A 14,413-nucleotide genomic window follows, 5' to 3' on the forward strand; every position below is an offset into this window, starting at 1 on the left:
GTCACGCACGACCAGATGCGACAGCTGGCGGCACAAATCCGACAGGGCTGCATGGAAGGCGTCGACGCCGGCATCGTCCATCGACGTCAGTGGCACATTGCCTGCCTTGCCGGTGGCGAAAGCCAGCACGGTGTCGCTAGTCGACGTGTCACTGTCGACCGTGATGCAGGAAAAGGTCCGCTTGTTGGCGGAGGATAGCATCTGTTGCAGCAGCGCCGCATCGATCGCGGCGTCCGTAAAAATATAGCCGAGCATCGTCGCCATGTCGGGTGCGATCATGCCCGATCCCTTGATGATGCCGACCAGTTCGACCCGGCTGTCGCCGATCATGGCTGAAACATGCGCGCCCTTGGGATAGGTATCGGTCGTGCCGATCGTGATTGCCGCGTCCTCCCAGCCGCACGGTGCGGCGGTGAAGGCGGCCTCCAGTCCCGCCTCGGCCTTGTCGATCGGCAGGGGTACGCCGATCACGCCGGTCGAAGAAACGAAGATATCCGAAGGCTGGCAGGACAGGTGATTGGCGACCTTGGCAGCAATCGCTTCGACTGCCGCGCGGCCGCGATGACCGGTGAAAGCGTTGGCGTTGCCCGCATTGACAACCAGCGCACGCGCCGATCCCATCGGGATGGCGTCCCGACACCATTCGACTTCGGGCGAGGGGCATTTGCTCTGCGTCGTGACGCCCGCCACGGTGGTCCCGGCGTCCATTTCGACATAGGTCAGGTCGCAACGCTCCCACGCCTTGTACCCGGCCCGCGCGGTTCGCAGCGTCACGCCCTCGATGGCAGGCAGGGACGGAAAGGCGGCGGGGGCGAGTGGCGATTTTTCCATACCGCCGCCATAGGGGGCGCTGTTCGCGAACGCCAGAGTTTCGCGCGCTCGGTGTGCCGGAAAATCGGACGGACTTGTGTTCCTCCTGACGTCATGGGCATAAGGCGCCACCTCCAAGAGTGCAGCATATCCATGACAGTCACCGGCGGCGGCCGTTTTGCCTTCTACGCCAAACGCTATTCCCGAAAGAAAGCCAGTATCCGGCTGCGCGTGCTGGAACCCATGTCCGCCCTGCGCGATGCCGGGCTGGATGTGCGGCGCTATCCGAAGCTGAAAGGACTGGATGGCTATGATGCGGTGATCATATCCAAGGCTTTCGGCCGGGGCGCGATGAAGGCGACGCAGGCAGCCCAGGCAGCCGGATGCGGGCTGATCTTCGACATTTGCGACAACCGCTTCGCGAACAATCGGGTCAAGGGATCGACGCATCATGCCATGCGCACCAACCAGTTCCTGTCGCAGGCGGACCTCGTCACGGTCCCAACCGAAAAAATGGGCGATCTGCTAGTATCCCAGGCCCCGGAGATTGCGGGGCGTGTCCGCGTGGTTCCAGACATGCTGGAGGATATCTCGACCCTCTCAGGTCTGCGCCTGTCGATGATCGAGCGCTTTCGGCTCCGACGGCTGCGCGCTTTTCTGGCGGCTCATCCAGGCGCGCTGCACGTCGTGTGGTTTGGCAACAACATGGCCGGCATATCGGGCGTCGGGCAGTTGGACGAAGCGGTCGCGCAGTTGCGTCAGTTTGCGGTCCGGCATCCCATTACCCTGACGATCATCAACAACAAGCCGGCGGTCTATCGTCAGGCGTCTCCAAACTGGGGCATCCCCAGTTTCTTCATGCCCTGGTCGCTGGTGAGTTTTCCAGCCGCGCTGAAGCTGCATCGCGCGGCGATCATCCCCGTATCCCGCAATGACTATACCGCTGGCAAATCGATCAACCGGCCCGCGACAGCGATCATGGCAGGCCTTGGCGTCATCGCGGATTCGATCGAATCCTATGAGGAGCTTCGCCCCTTCATCGCGCTCGACGATTGGCAGGACGGACTGTCGCGCTATGCCTTCGAATGGGAGGCGGAGCAGGTCCGGCTGGCCCGCGCCCGCGAACATCTCGACCAGCATTATGGTCGACGGCGCGTCGCGGAGCGCTGGACTGAGGTTCTGGAAGAAATCAGGACACGGGAATTCCGCCAATAAACCTTTATCAGCCCATTTCCGTGCATGGACGGTCAACGCCGAATTGACGTTGGCCCGACCGACGCCTATTTGCCGCACAATTGTTTTTCCGGCGTCGATGCTTACGCCTTCAGTCTATTCGCTCAGGGAGAGCTCATGTTCGGCGCACTCGCCAAGTCCATCTTCGGATCGTCCAACGAACGTTATGTGAAGTCGCTGGGCAAGATCGTCGACAAGATCGCCTCGTTCGAACCCGCCATGCAGGTTCTGTCGGATGAGGATCTCGTCGCGCAGACGGCCCGCTTCCGTGAACGCCTTGCCGCCGGCGAAACGCTGGACGATCTGCTTCCTGAAGCCTTCGCCACGGTACGCGAAGCCTCCGTCCGTGTGCTCGGCATGCGTCACTTCGATGTGCAGATGGTGGGCGGCATCGTGCTCCATCGCGGCGAGATCGCCGAAATGCGCACGGGTGAGGGCAAGACGCTGGTCGCCACCGTTGCGACTTACCTCAATGCGCTGGAAGGGAAAGGCGTTCACGTTGTCACCGTGAACGACTATTTGGCCAGCCGCGACTGCGAATGGATGGGCCAGGTTTATCGCTTCCTTGGCCTTACGACCGGCGTGATCGTCCCGAACCTGTCGGAAGATCAGCGCCGCGAAGCCTATGAGGCCGACGTCACCTATGCGACGAACAACGAACTAGGCTTCGACTATCTGCGCGACAACATGAAGTATGACCGCGCTTCCATGGTCCAGCGGCCGTTCAACTATGCGATCGTCGATGAGGTCGACTCGATCCTGATCGACGAGGCGCGCACGCCGCTCATCATTTCCGGGCCGACCGACGACAAGTCGGAACTTTATGTCTCGGTAGACGCAATCGTCAAGCAGATCACCGAATCCGACTATGAGAAAGACGAGAAGCAGCGAAGCGTTACGCTGACCGAGGACGGCACCGAAAAAATTGAGCGGCTGCTGGAGCAGGCCGGCCTACTTCAGGGCAGCAATCTCTACGATTTCGAGAACACGCAGGTCGTCCATCACGTCAACCAGGCGCTACGTGCCGTCGTGATGTTCCGCCGCGACATCGATTATATCGTGAAGGACGGCAAGGTCGTCATCATTGACGAGTTCACCGGCCGCATGATGGACGGTCGTCGCTGGTCGGACGGCCTGCACCAGGCCGTGGAGGCCAAGGAAGGCGTCAATATCGAGCCGGAAAACCAGACGCTGGCCTCGATCACTTTCCAGAATTATTTCCGCATGTACCCGAAGCTGGGTGGCATGACCGGGACGGCCGCGACCGAAGCGACCGAATTCTTCGAAATCTACAAGATGAACGTTGTTACCATTCCGACCAATCGGCCGGTGCAGCGGATCGACGAGGAAGATACTTTCTACAAGAATCTGGAAGATAAGTTCCGGGGTATTGCCCGCACGATCAAGGAACATGCCGAAAAGGGCCAGCCTGTGCTGGTCGGAACGGTGTCGATCGAAAAATCTGAAATGCTGTCCGAATTCCTCAATCAGGAAGGCGTGAAGCACGCAGTACTGAACGCCCGCTTCCATGAAAGCGAAGCGCATATCGTCGCGCAGGCGGGCCGCAAGGGCGCGGTGACGATCGCCACCAACATGGCTGGCCGTGGCACCGACATCAAACTGGGCGGCAATCTGGAAATGCGAGTCGAAGATGAACTGCGCGACGCTCCGGAAGGTCCGGAACGTGATGCCGCGATCGCCCGGATCGAGGCCGAGATCGAAGCCGAAAAGGCTGAAGTGCTGGCCGCTGGCGGCTTGTTCGTGCTTGCGACGGAACGCCACGAAAGCCGCCGTATCGATAATCAGCTGCGCGGCCGTTCGGGCCGTCAGGGCGACCCCGGCCTGTCGCGCTTCTATCTCAGCCTCGACGACGATCTGATGCGCATCTTCGGCCCCGACACGATGTTCGCCAAGATGATCCGGTCCAACCTGGAGGATGGTGAGGCTTTGCCCCCATCCAAATGGCTGAGCAAGGCGATCGAGACCGCGCAGAAGAAGGTCGAGGCACGCAACTACGACATCCGCAAGCAGGTCGTCGAATATGACGACGTGATGAACGATCAGCGCAAGGTCATCTACGAACAGCGCAGCGACATCATGGACGCCGATACGGTGGACGATGTCGTTACCGACATGCGCCACGAAACGGTGAACGATCTGGTCGGCGCATCCTGCCCGCCGGGCACCTATCCCGAACAGTGGAACATGGATCGTCTGAAGGCCCGGACGGCCGAAATCGTTGGCCTTGAACCCGATTTCGATTCCTGGCTGGCCGAAGACGCCATCGATCCGGAAATGATTGAAGAACGCCTTGTCGCGCTGGCCGATGAATCCATCGCCGAGAAGGTCAAGGAAGTCGAGTCGACCGACTGGCACATGATCGAGAAGTCGATCCTGCTCCAGAGCCTGGATCATCACTGGAAGGAGCATCTGGCGACGCTTGACGCGCTGCGTCAGGTCGTCCATCTGCGCGCCTACGCGCAGAAGACGCCAATCAACGAATATAAGCAGGAAGCCTTCGCCCTGTTCGAGCGGATGCTGGAAAATATCCGCGAGGATGTGACCGGCTCGATCGCCCGCGTCCAGTTCCGCATGGAACAGCCGGCCATGCAGGATTACGGCCTGCCGGTGCTGCCTGATTTCATCACGACCCACATCGACCCCTTCTCGGGCGAGGATAACAGCGCTGATATCGATGGGGGGCAGATTGCCGGCATCACCACCACCATCCCCCGCGCGCCGGTTGCCGCCGCTCCCGCAGGCGAGTTCGCCAATCTGGAAATCAGCCGCAATGCGCCTTGCCCCTGTGGTTCGGGCCAGAAGTACAAGCATTGCCACGGCGCGCTGGCCTGATCCGGCTGCCCTGAGCCAACCATGTTGCCGGGCTGGTTAACCAGTCCCGGCAGCAATTTGGCAAGATCCCGTTGTCATTCTGTTCGGTAATCCGGGGGGCTAAACCGGAGGAATGGAATGGAGCAGCTGGTCTACCGCGCGATCGCCGAGAAGCGACGCGACCGGCGCTATCATGTCGATATCGAGGGTCGGCTAGTCGGCGACGACGGCATCACGCAAACAGCGACCGTCCGCAACATATCGATCTATGGCGCCATGCTCGCTGGCCTTACTCCGCCGCCAGTCGGCTCACGCGTAATTCTGATTTTGCCCTATCTTGAGCGCGACGCCACGCTGATCTGGAGCCAATGCGATCAGTGCGGCCTGTTGTTTGGCAGCCCGGTCGATCCCGTCGCGATCGTGGTCAATGCCGGAACCAGCGCGGAAAGCCTGGCAGCCATTGAACAGCGTATTCAGTAGCGACATCACGGCAATCCGCGCAAGGAGCAATGGCTAATTCCCACCTCGCTCGGCTGCCCCTCTCTATTATACTATCAGAGCCTGATGCCTACCGTCATGAACAGCATTTGCGCCTGTCCGGGGCCAGCAACCAGCTCCGACGACTGATCCTCGTCGGGTGCGCAACGCATGCAGGCATAGGTACGGAACAGAATTACGCATCCCCTTTGCAATTTTGCCTACCAAATCGAACTCGATCCCGCGCGACGCCCCTTATTGCGGGCTCCGATAATCATGCTGCCGTCGTGCGCGACTATCGCCTTCAGCACAGTCATAGGCGGCCAGCCCGAAAATGATCCCGGCTAGAAATTCAATCCTCTTCCTAACTACGGCTGTTTTCCGGCGGAATGCGACCGCAAGCCCCGATCGCCAAAAGAAGGGTCCGACAGATTGGGCGCTCGCGGGAATAGCTCGCATAGAGGGAGGTATTCTCGCAGCTCTGATAAATTAACTCCAGTCGCGGCAGGAACTGTAGGCGTTCGATCGGTCTGTCGACTGAGAGATCCCACTCTGTGGAAAATTTCTGAAATTTTCATACGGACATTTTGTCCGCATGACAAAGCTCTTCCGTCAATCGCAAGCATAGTAGTAAACGAATGAATTTCCTATGCAAAAACTGATCAACGATTTTGAGTGATAATCCCTGTAAATCACTCCATATGGAAATTACTTTTCATTCAAATACTTCGCCGATTGTTTATATCACACATTAGGACAACATCAATGTCAGCCTACAAGGCGCCGCCAGCATCAACTCGTCGCGCACTTCACTCCAATTATCGGCAGGATCAAAAGTGGGGCTTGCCTGTTCATGTGGTAGAAAGGTTAATATGAACAGGCATTGTGTTTACGACGTTCTTTGAAGCGCCGTAGCACATGGCTTGTGAGGGTAAATGGAGGGGGTTCTGACGGCTCAATACGTGATCGCGCGTGCGGCCGCGCGCGCGATCAGACGAAAAGCTGCATTCATCCAGGCCCTTGTCGAATTTTGAAGGAGTAGCGTGATGAGTGTCGTTTCAAAAAGCCCAAAATATCTCCTGTTGCTTGCACTGATTTCCGGTGCATCGACGGGTAGCTTGTCGGCGCAGACGCAAGAGCCGCCGCCGGCCGACATTTCGGCGACAGTAGCGATGCCTGCGTCTGAAATGACCGAGGGCCCAGATATCAAGGGGATTATTTCCGGACGCAGCGGCGACAGGATGCAAGTAACGGCCGACGACGGCACCAAATCAGTGATCGTTATTAACGACAACACCAAGATCAGCGCCAGCAAGGGTTTTTTTCGGCCTCAATCGCAGCAGGCTGGCGGCGACATCGTTGATCAATGGCGTCCCGGTCACTGTCAAGACCATGCAGTCGGGTGAAAGCCTGGTCGCAAGCCGGATCAATCTTCAGAACAGAGATCTCAAGACCGCATCTATGATCCATAACGGTACTGCCCAGCGCTTCGACGAGCAGACAGCGGCAACGGACGCCCTGCGCGGCCGCATGGGCGAGATCGACCAATATAACGTCAAGAGCACGACTAATGTGAATTTTGACACGGGTAAGGCGGTACTGTCCGCTCAAGCGAAAAACGATCTTTGCGCTGCGGCTACCGCTGCCGAAGGGATGAGCAACGCGCTGCTGCTGGTTGTAGGATATACAGATTCCACGGGTGACGAGGAGTTTAACCAGGAACTTAGCGAAAAGCGGGCTGGTCGCGTGGTTAATTACCTGCAACAGGCCTGTGGTTGGAAACCCTATCGCATGCTGACGCCCACTGGCATGGCAGAAGCAGACCCGCTTGCAAGCAATGATACGATCGAAGGCAAGGCGCAGAACCGGCGCGTCGCTGTGAATGTCCTCGTCAGCAAGGGCCTCGACGGGCTTTGAAAAAGCTGGGTGGGCATCACGCCCACCCATTGTTGCGGCTCGCTGCTTACAGGGAGCAAGCTCGGACTTTCCTCATTGTCGCTTTGCGTCAGGGGGCAGCACATGCTCGCGCCGGATGCCGAAACCAAGCAGCCAAGCCGGGATAGCCTGAAGGGCAGGAACCGCCTGAAGAAGGCGGACCGCTGCCGGCGCGAACGGAGCCTTATTACGCATGGCGGATCCGATGACATTTCGATGAATGCTGCGCTGCACAGCCTGGATCGTATGGACTGCGAACATCCGCCGCGCACGCACTTGATGCAGCAGTGGATCGGGATCGTGGTGGGCTAATAGCGGCGCCGTAAGAATATTGGCGGCGGCGACCGCGTCTTGGATCGCAAGGTTTATGCCGACTCCTCCGACCGGCGACATGGCGTGTGCCGCATCACCTATGGCGAGGAGACCAGGCCGATGCCAGCAGGTCAGCCGATCCAGTGAAACAGCAAGAAGCTTGACATCGCTCCAGTCAGCGATGGTTCCGATGTGTGGCCTCAGCGACGTTGCGGTCGTTGCCACGTCCTTCCGAAAACGCTCTATCCCTGCGGCGCGTATCCTGTCCGCCGCACCTTTCTCAATCACGCGCGCGCATTGGAAATAGTCACCCCTGTCGATCGTGACGATCATCTCTCCCCGGTCGATATAGGCTTGGGTACGATTGTCGGGAGTCCGCGGCTTGGGCACACGAAACCAAAGCACATCAATGGGTGCGCCCAGATCCTGAAGAGGCAGCCCTGCGGCCTCTCGTATCCGGGAACTCCGCCCGTCTGCCGCAATCACGAGACTGGCTTCCAACGTTTCACCGTTTGCAAGCCTAACGCCAGCGATACGGGTTCCGCCCTCGATCAGTCCGATCGCTTCGGATTCCATGCGAAGTGTGAAAGCGGGCAACCGCCGCGCGACATCAGCCACGAAGTCAAGGAAATGCCACTGGGGCATCATGGCTACAAAAGGAGTTGGACCGGGAAGACGGCTGAAATCGGCGACCCGATATTCGCGACCGCTTATGACCGCACCTAACGATGCCACCTTGTCATGCTTTCGGGCAAGAAGTGCGTCCAGAAGGCCCAATTCATCGAAAATTCCCAGCGTGGAAGGATGCACTGTATCGCCGCGAAAGTCGCGTAGGAAATCCGCATGCTTCTCCATGACGATGGTCCGGACACCTGCGCGCGCGAACAGGAAACCTGCCATCATCCCGGCAGGGCCGCCACCGATGATTATTACAGGGAGCGCTGTTTGATCGGCCATAAAAGCAGCCTACGCCTTGGCCCGATGCCCGCAAAGTGCGAGTTTTCCCGTATCTAGAAATAACAATAAGATCATTCCGCAACCAAATGATCTGGAATGATATTGATGTCATCGAAATTTTGGAGAGACAAAGGGCTGGAAATAAGTTGATTGCCGCTGTAGGGGAACCTCGCTCTGGACAGGTGGCCGAGTGGTTTAAGGCAGCGGTCTTGAAAACCGCCGTGGGTTTACGCTCACCGTGGGTTCGAATCCCACCCTGTCCGCCATTCCATGCCAATTGCCAATCCGTCTCCCGGCCCTCCAAAAATTCCGTGCATCAGCCACTTCGCCGGGCATGAAATCGCGCATGGATCAGTTCATCGTCTAATCGACGGACCTTTTCCAATAAAGGGGTTCCCCGCCTTGTAGGCCATGTGCAACAACGGGGCATGGGAGATTCTTTGCGTTCATCCGTTTTTTCATTGTTGCTTGGGCTCGCTTCCGTCACGGGTGGGAGCCTGGCGGTCGGCCCAGCCCAGGCCCAGGACGATGCCGGTTTTCAAGCCTATCTCGACAGTTTACGGCCCAAGGCGCGGGCCATGGGTATCCGCGATGCGACGCTAAATAGCGTCTTTCCAACGCTGACGCCCAATCCGCGCGTGGTTCAGCTTGACCAGAGCCAGCCGGGCGGCGGTGCCTATTCGCCCATTCCCAATTTCGAACCCTATCGCCGACAGCATGTCGATGCGGCGCGGATCGGTCGCGGGCGGACCGCCTATCAGACGAACCGTGGGCGGCTGGCACGGATCGAGGCGGAAACCGGCGTGCCGGAAGAGATCATGGTCGCCATTTACGGCCATGAGACGAATTATGGCTCCTACACCGGCGACTTCGACCTGATCCGCTCGCTCGCCACCCTTTCGTGGGAAGGGCGTCGCCGTACCCTGTTCGAGCCGGAGTTGCTGGCGACGCTCAAGATGCTGGACAATGGCGTGCCGCGCAGCCGGCTAATCGGCAGTTGGGCGGGCGCCACCGGCTATCCGCAATTCCTGCCCAGCGTCTACCTGCGCCTCGCCAAGGACGGCGACGGAGACGGCAAGGCGGATATTTGGACCAGCGAAGCGGACGCGCTCGCCTCCATCGCCAATTATTTCGTCCATTCGGGCTGGCGGCGTGGTCAGCCTTGGGGTGTAGCGGTGTCCGTGCCTGCCAGCTTCAACCGCGCCGCTGTCACCGCCCGCACCACTGCGCCCCGCTGCCCACGGGTGTTCAATCGGCACAGCCGCTGGCTGACCATCGCCGAATGGCGCAAGCTCGGACTGATCCCGGCGGGCGGCGGCTGGCCAGCCGACAGCGTGCTCGCCACTCTGCTGGAGCCGGACGGGCCGGGTAAGACCGCTTATCTTCTCACCAGCAATTATCGGGTGATCCTCGATTATAATTGCTCCAACTTCTATGCCTTGTCGGTGGGATTGCTGGCGGATGCGGTCAAACAATAAGGGCGTCGCCTGGGCCCTGACGCTGGCGATGCTTGCCTGCAACGCTGCGGACGCACGGCCAAAGCGAGCAGGCGCGGCCATCTCGAGCCAAACGGCTTCAGATACTCCCGTCTATCTGGGCGATCCCTATGCCATTGGCGGCGTCACCTACACGCCGTCCGATCCCGCTTATTATGACGAGGTCGGCTATGCCGGCCTGTCCGCTGGCGGCAGCAAGGGCGATGCCACCGCAAATGGAGAAGCCTTCGCTCCCGCTGCGATCACCGCCGCGCACAAGAGCTTGCCGTTGCCCAGCTATGTCGAAGTGACCGCAATCGACACCGGCAAGACTATATTGGTGCGCGTCAACGATCGTGGCCCGATGCGCAACGATCAGTTGATCGCGCTGTCGCCGGGCGCTGCCGAACAGCTTGGCGTCAGCGGCGGCGACATTCCTGTCCGTGTCCGCCGAGTCAATCCCCCCGAACAGGATCGCGCAATGCTCCGCAGTCAGGGCCGGGCGGCCGAACGGCTCGAAACGCCGGCGTCGCTGCTCAAGGTACTGAAAAACAAACTGCCCGCCAGCCACCCGGCCATGGCTTCTCCGGCCACGCCCAAGCCGATCGCCGGAACCGCCAGACCGGCTCCCGCATCCCGGCCCGGCGCCGATTTCGACAAACCCTTGTCGGCGGCGCGTCCTGCATCGAAGCCAGTATCCTCGCCGCCAGTGCCTAAACCGGTCCCGGCCAAGCCTGTCGCACCGGCACCGGCACCCGCCGCCGTGCCTCCCCGCCAGGGCGGCTATACCGTGCAGGTAGGCGCTTTCTCGACCCGGGCGCGCGCCGAAGCCGTCGCCAAAAGCGTCGGCGCGCATGTCGCATCGGCAGGCAATTTGTGGCGTGTGCGCCTTGGTCCCTATCCGACCCAGCAGGCTGCGCAGGCCGGTGTACGCGCCGCTGCCGCCAAGGGCTTTGAGAATGCGCGCGTCATGGCTAATGACGCACAATAAACATCGCAGTTTGAGAGCGATTCCATCCTAGTCGAAGGCAGTTTCCGATGAAGAAAAGCGTTGCAGTCCTCCTCGCCGTCGGGCTGCTGGCCCAACCGTTGATCGCGGCCGCGCCGCCCTACACCAGCGAAGCGCCGATCGCCTATATGAAGGATCTGTCGTCGGGCGCGGTGCTGTATGACAAGGGCGGCGAAACCCGGATGCCGCCAGCCTCCATGGCGAAGATGATGACGGCCCACGTCGCCTTCCGTCTGATCCAGAAGGGCGAACTGAAGCTCGACACCAAGTTCACCGTCCGCCCTGAAACCTGGAAGCAGTGGCATGGTCCGCAGGCCGGATCGACGATGTTCCTTTCGGTCGGTGAACAGGTATCGGTCGAAAATCTGCTGCACGGCATCGTTACCCTGTCCGGCAATGACGCCTGCGTCGTGATGGCGGAGGGCATCGCCGGCACCGAACAGGCCTTCGTTGCCTTGATGAACGAGGAAGCTAAGCGCCTCGGACTCAACAACAGCCATTTCGGCACCAGCAATGGCTGGCCGGACGAAGGCGTCACATATGTGACCGCCGAGGATCTGGCGAAGCTCGCGCAGGCGACGGTCGAGGAAACGCCTGACCTCTACAAGCGCTTCTACGCCACCCGTTCCTTCACCTGGGGCAAGACCATGGGTGGCACGGACATCAACCAGGGGAACCGCAACCCGATCCTGGGCAAGATCGCCGGCGCTGATGGCCGCAAGACCGGACATACCGAGGAAGCCGGCTTCGGTTTCACCGGATCGGCCGAACAGGATGGCCGCCGTATCGTCATGGTGGTCGCTGGCCTGACTAGTTCCAACCAGCGTATCGCGGAATCCGTGCGCTTCATGGACTGGGGCTTCAAAGCGTGGAAGGCGCAGCCGCTGTTCAAGAAGGGCCAGACCGTCGAAACCGCCGAAATCCAGCTGGGCAGCGCCACAAGCGTGCCGTTGGTCGCGCCGCAGAATATGGCCGTGACGCTCCCCCGCACCGCATCGGCCAAGGTGCAGGTGAAGGTCGTCTATACCGGCCCCATCAAGGCGCCGATCACCAAGGGCCAGCAGATCGCCCAGCTGATCGTGCAGACCCCCGACACGCCGCCGCAGGTATTGCCGCTGGTCGCTGGCGAAGATGTTGCCGAAGCAGGCATTTTCGGTCGCCTCTGGAACGGCATGAAGTCGCTCTTCGGGTGAGTTCGGGTCGCTTCATCACGCTGGAAGGCGGCGAGGGCGCGGGCAAGTCAACGCAGTTGCGCGCGCTCGCAGCCGCCTTGCGCGTGCGCGGCATGGAGGTGGTTGAAACCCGTGAGCCGGGCGGAAGCGAGGGCGCGGAAGCGATCCGCGCTCTGCTGCTGACAGGCGGCGCCGATCGCTGGAGTCCTTACGCCGAAGCGCTGCTGTTCGCCGCGGCGCGTGCGGATCATATCGAAAAGACGATCCGTCCCGCACTGGAACGTGGCGCCTGGGTGCTGTCGGACCGTTTCCTCGATTCCAGCCGTGCCTATCAGGGACAGGGTGTGCTGAGCGACGCCGACATATTGACGCTGCATCGGATCGGCAGCGCAGGATTTCTACCCGACCGGACCTTGCTGCTAACGCTTCCCGAGGAAGAGGCGACAGATCGGGCGAAGGCGCGCGACGGTGATGTTTCCGACCGGATCGGCGGGCGCGCCAACGACTTTCATCGCGCCGTAGCAGATGCCTTCGCCCGCTTCGCACGCGAGGAATCCGAGCGTGTCCGCGCCGTTGACGCCTCCGGCCCAGCCGAGGTCGTGACGGTCAGGCTGCTTGAAACGATCGAAGACCTCCTGCCATGACGTCACTTCTGGGTCATGATGCACAGGCCCATATCCTGATGACGGCGGTCAGCAGCGGTCGCATGCACCATGGCTGGATTCTCTCCGGTCCGAAAGGCATCGGCAAGGGCAGCTTCGCGCGCGCACTGGCGATGCGACTGCTGGCCGATGCCGCCGGTCCACCGATCGAGGAGGAAGGGTTTGCCGTTCCGGAAAGCCACCCGACCCGCCGCCTGATCGAAGCGGCTGCTCATCCCGACTATGCCGAACTGGCGCCGCTGGAAAAGGATGGCGTCACGGCGCGCAATATCAGCGTCGATCAGGTGCGGGGCCTGCAACGCCTGATCCATTCGGCTCCCTCTCTGTCATCGCGCCGCGTCGTAGTAATCGACAGCGCCGACGATCTGGAGCGCGGAGCGGCCAATGCGCTGCTCAAGACATTGGAAGAGCCACCGGCCGACATGCTGTTCTTGCTGGTCAGCCATGCACCGGGCCGCCTGCTCCCAACCATCCGTTCGCGCTGCCGCACTTTGCGCTTTGATCTGCTGGACGATGCTAAGATGCGCGCCGCACTCCGCGCTGTCGACGACAAACTGTCGCCGCAGGAGATGGACGCGCTGGTGAGGGCAGGGGAGGGATCGCCCGGTCAGGCGCTCCGTTATGCCGGCCTCAACCTGTCGGAAATCGAGCGGACGCTGCACAGTCTCGCGGCCCAGGGCGACCCCGGCAATCGCCAGCGCCTCGCCCTAGCGAAGGCGCTGGCGCTCAAGTCCGCAAAGCCACGCTATGAGGCGTTTCTGGAGCGCGCACCCATGTTCATCGCCCAGGCCGCACGCACGCGGCAGGGGCCGGCATTGGGGCAGGCGCTGGATCACTGGGAAAAGGCGCGGCACCTGGCGGGCGGGGCGATCATCCTGTCGCTTGATCCGGCAGCAGTGGTGTTCGAACTGGCCGGGCATGTCGCGGCATTGGCGCCCTCGGCCTGAAAAGCGACTTTGCGGCAGGAACAACTGGCGCTAGGGATGGCGCCATGTCCAAACCCTTCACCATCACCACCGCCATTTCCTATCCCAACGGCCGCCCGCATATCGGCCATGCCTATGAGGTGATCGCCACTGACGCGGTCGCCCGTTTTCAGCGGATGATGGGTCGCGATGTCTTCTTCCAGACCGGCACTGACGAACATGGGCTGAAGATGGCGCAGACGGCGCGCGGCCGAAGCATCGAACCGCGCGAACTTGCCGATGAAATGTCGTCCTATTTCAAGGATATGAACGACAATCTGAACATCAGTTATGATCGTTTCATCCGCACCAGCGAGCCGGATCATCACCGCGCCAGCCAAGCCATCTGGCAGGCTATGGAGGCCAATGGCGACCTCTATCTCGGCCGTTACGAGGGCTGGTATTCGGTCCGCGACGAAGCCTTTTACGACGAAAAGGAAGTCACCGAAGGGGAAGGGGGCGTCAAGCTCTCGCCCCAAGGCACGCCGGTCGAATGGACCGTCGAGGAAAGCTGGTTCTTTCGCCTGTCTGCTTATCAGGATCGGCTGCTCAAACTTTACAACGGCCAGCCCGA

Annotated in this window: 11 protein-coding genes, 1 tRNA gene and 1 pseudogene; 11 read left to right on the forward strand and 2 right to left on the reverse strand. The window is 60.6% G+C overall.

From position 1 onward, the window contains the following. Positions 1-831, reverse strand: an 831-nt coding sequence (locus VMR39_RS03380) for a bifunctional ornithine acetyltransferase/N-acetylglutamate synthase (protein WP_325414355.1), incomplete at its 3' end; no start/stop codon positions are given. Positions 832-963: 132 nt separating this feature from the next. Here VMR39_RS03380 and VMR39_RS03385 point away from each other — a divergent pair. From VMR39_RS03385 to VMR39_RS03400, 4 genes and pseudogenes are all read left to right on the forward strand, one after another. Beyond that, positions 964-2,025 carry a hypothetical protein gene (locus VMR39_RS03385; protein WP_325414357.1) on the forward strand — a complete coding sequence of 354 codons (1,062 nt, stop codon included), beginning with the start codon at positions 964-966 and terminating at the stop codon, positions 2,023-2,025. A 135-nt stretch (positions 2,026-2,160) separates the two neighbouring features. Continuing rightward, a complete protein-coding gene (secA, locus tag VMR39_RS03390; protein ID WP_325414359.1) occupies positions 2,161-4,896 on the forward strand; it encodes a preprotein translocase subunit SecA in 2,736 nt (911 codons plus the stop codon). Positions 4,897-5,013: 117 nt separating this feature from the next. Beyond that, positions 5,014-5,355: a PilZ domain-containing protein gene (locus VMR39_RS03395; RefSeq protein ID WP_325414361.1), complete on the forward strand. Its 342-nt coding sequence runs from the start codon at positions 5,014-5,016 to the stop codon at positions 5,353-5,355. A 1,043-nt stretch (positions 5,356-6,398) separates the two neighbouring features. Further along, a pseudogene (locus VMR39_RS03400) lies at positions 6,399-7,269 on the forward strand (OmpA family protein). A gap of 72 nt (positions 7,270-7,341) precedes the next feature. On the opposite strand, the gene VMR39_RS03405 reads toward VMR39_RS03400, so the two are convergent. Next, complete coding sequence (locus VMR39_RS03405) at positions 7,342-8,556, reverse strand: FAD-dependent oxidoreductase (RefSeq protein ID WP_325414363.1); 1,215 nt, start codon at positions 8,554-8,556, stop codon at positions 7,342-7,344. Between the two features lie 176 nt (positions 8,557-8,732). On the opposite strand from VMR39_RS03405, the gene VMR39_RS03410 reads away from it, so the two are divergent. From VMR39_RS03410 to VMR39_RS03440, 7 genes are all read left to right on the forward strand, one after another. Next, positions 8,733-8,822 (forward strand) — tRNA-Ser (locus tag VMR39_RS03410). A gap of 162 nt (positions 8,823-8,984) precedes the next feature. After that, on the forward strand, positions 8,985-10,034 hold the full coding sequence (locus VMR39_RS03415) for a lytic murein transglycosylase (RefSeq protein WP_325414365.1): 1,050 nt from the start codon (positions 8,985-8,987) through the stop codon (positions 10,032-10,034). Then, positions 10,018-11,022 (forward strand): septal ring lytic transglycosylase RlpA family protein, encoded by a 1,005-nt coding sequence (locus VMR39_RS03420; RefSeq protein WP_325414367.1) that lies wholly within the window; start codon positions 10,018-10,020, stop codon positions 11,020-11,022. The genes VMR39_RS03415 and VMR39_RS03420 overlap by 17 nt, the downstream gene beginning before the upstream one ends. A gap of 47 nt (positions 11,023-11,069) precedes the next feature. After that, entirely contained in the window at positions 11,070-12,233 is a 1,164-nt protein-coding gene (locus VMR39_RS03425) for a D-alanyl-D-alanine carboxypeptidase family protein (RefSeq protein ID WP_325414369.1), read from the forward strand. Next, positions 12,230-12,856: a dTMP kinase gene (tmk, locus tag VMR39_RS03430; protein ID WP_325414371.1), complete on the forward strand. Its 627-nt coding sequence runs from the start codon at positions 12,230-12,232 to the stop codon at positions 12,854-12,856. Before VMR39_RS03425 ends, tmk begins: the two co-directional genes overlap by 4 nt. Continuing rightward, on the forward strand, positions 12,853-13,821 hold the full coding sequence (locus tag VMR39_RS03435; RefSeq protein ID WP_325414373.1) for an AAA family ATPase: 969 nt from the start codon (positions 12,853-12,855) through the stop codon (positions 13,819-13,821). The genes tmk and VMR39_RS03435 overlap by 4 nt, the downstream gene beginning before the upstream one ends. Positions 13,822-13,865: 44 nt before the next feature. Beyond that, a partial coding sequence (locus VMR39_RS03440; protein ID WP_325414375.1) for a class I tRNA ligase family protein occupies positions 13,866-14,413 on the forward strand: 548 nt, incomplete at its 3' end.

Origin of the sequence: Sphingobium sp., assembly GCF_035511395.1 — a bacterium.
Taxonomy (GTDB): Bacteria; Pseudomonadota; Alphaproteobacteria; order Sphingomonadales; family Sphingomonadaceae; genus Sphingobium.

Excerpts from the sequence above, each read along its gene's own strand:
- VMR39_RS03385 (WP_325414357.1), top strand. The coding sequence starts at position 964 with ATGACAGTCACCGGCGGCGGCCGTTTTGCCTTCTACGCCAAACGCTAT.
- secA (WP_325414359.1), top strand. The coding sequence starts at position 2,161 with ATGTTCGGCGCACTCGCCAAGTCCATCTTCGGATCGTCCAACGAACGT.
- VMR39_RS03395 (WP_325414361.1), top strand. The coding sequence starts at position 5,014 with ATGGAGCAGCTGGTCTACCGCGCGATCGCCGAGAAGCGACGCGACCGG.
- VMR39_RS03405 (WP_325414363.1), bottom strand. The coding sequence starts at position 8,556 with ATGGCCGATCAAACAGCGCTCCCTGTAATAATCATCGGTGGCGGCCCT.
- VMR39_RS03415 (WP_325414365.1), top strand. The coding sequence starts at position 8,985 with ATGGGAGATTCTTTGCGTTCATCCGTTTTTTCATTGTTGCTTGGGCTC.
- VMR39_RS03420 (WP_325414367.1), top strand. The coding sequence starts at position 10,018 with ATGCGGTCAAACAATAAGGGCGTCGCCTGGGCCCTGACGCTGGCGATG.
- VMR39_RS03425 (WP_325414369.1), top strand. The coding sequence starts at position 11,070 with ATGAAGAAAAGCGTTGCAGTCCTCCTCGCCGTCGGGCTGCTGGCCCAA.
- VMR39_RS03435 (WP_325414373.1), top strand. The coding sequence starts at position 12,853 with ATGACGTCACTTCTGGGTCATGATGCACAGGCCCATATCCTGATGACG.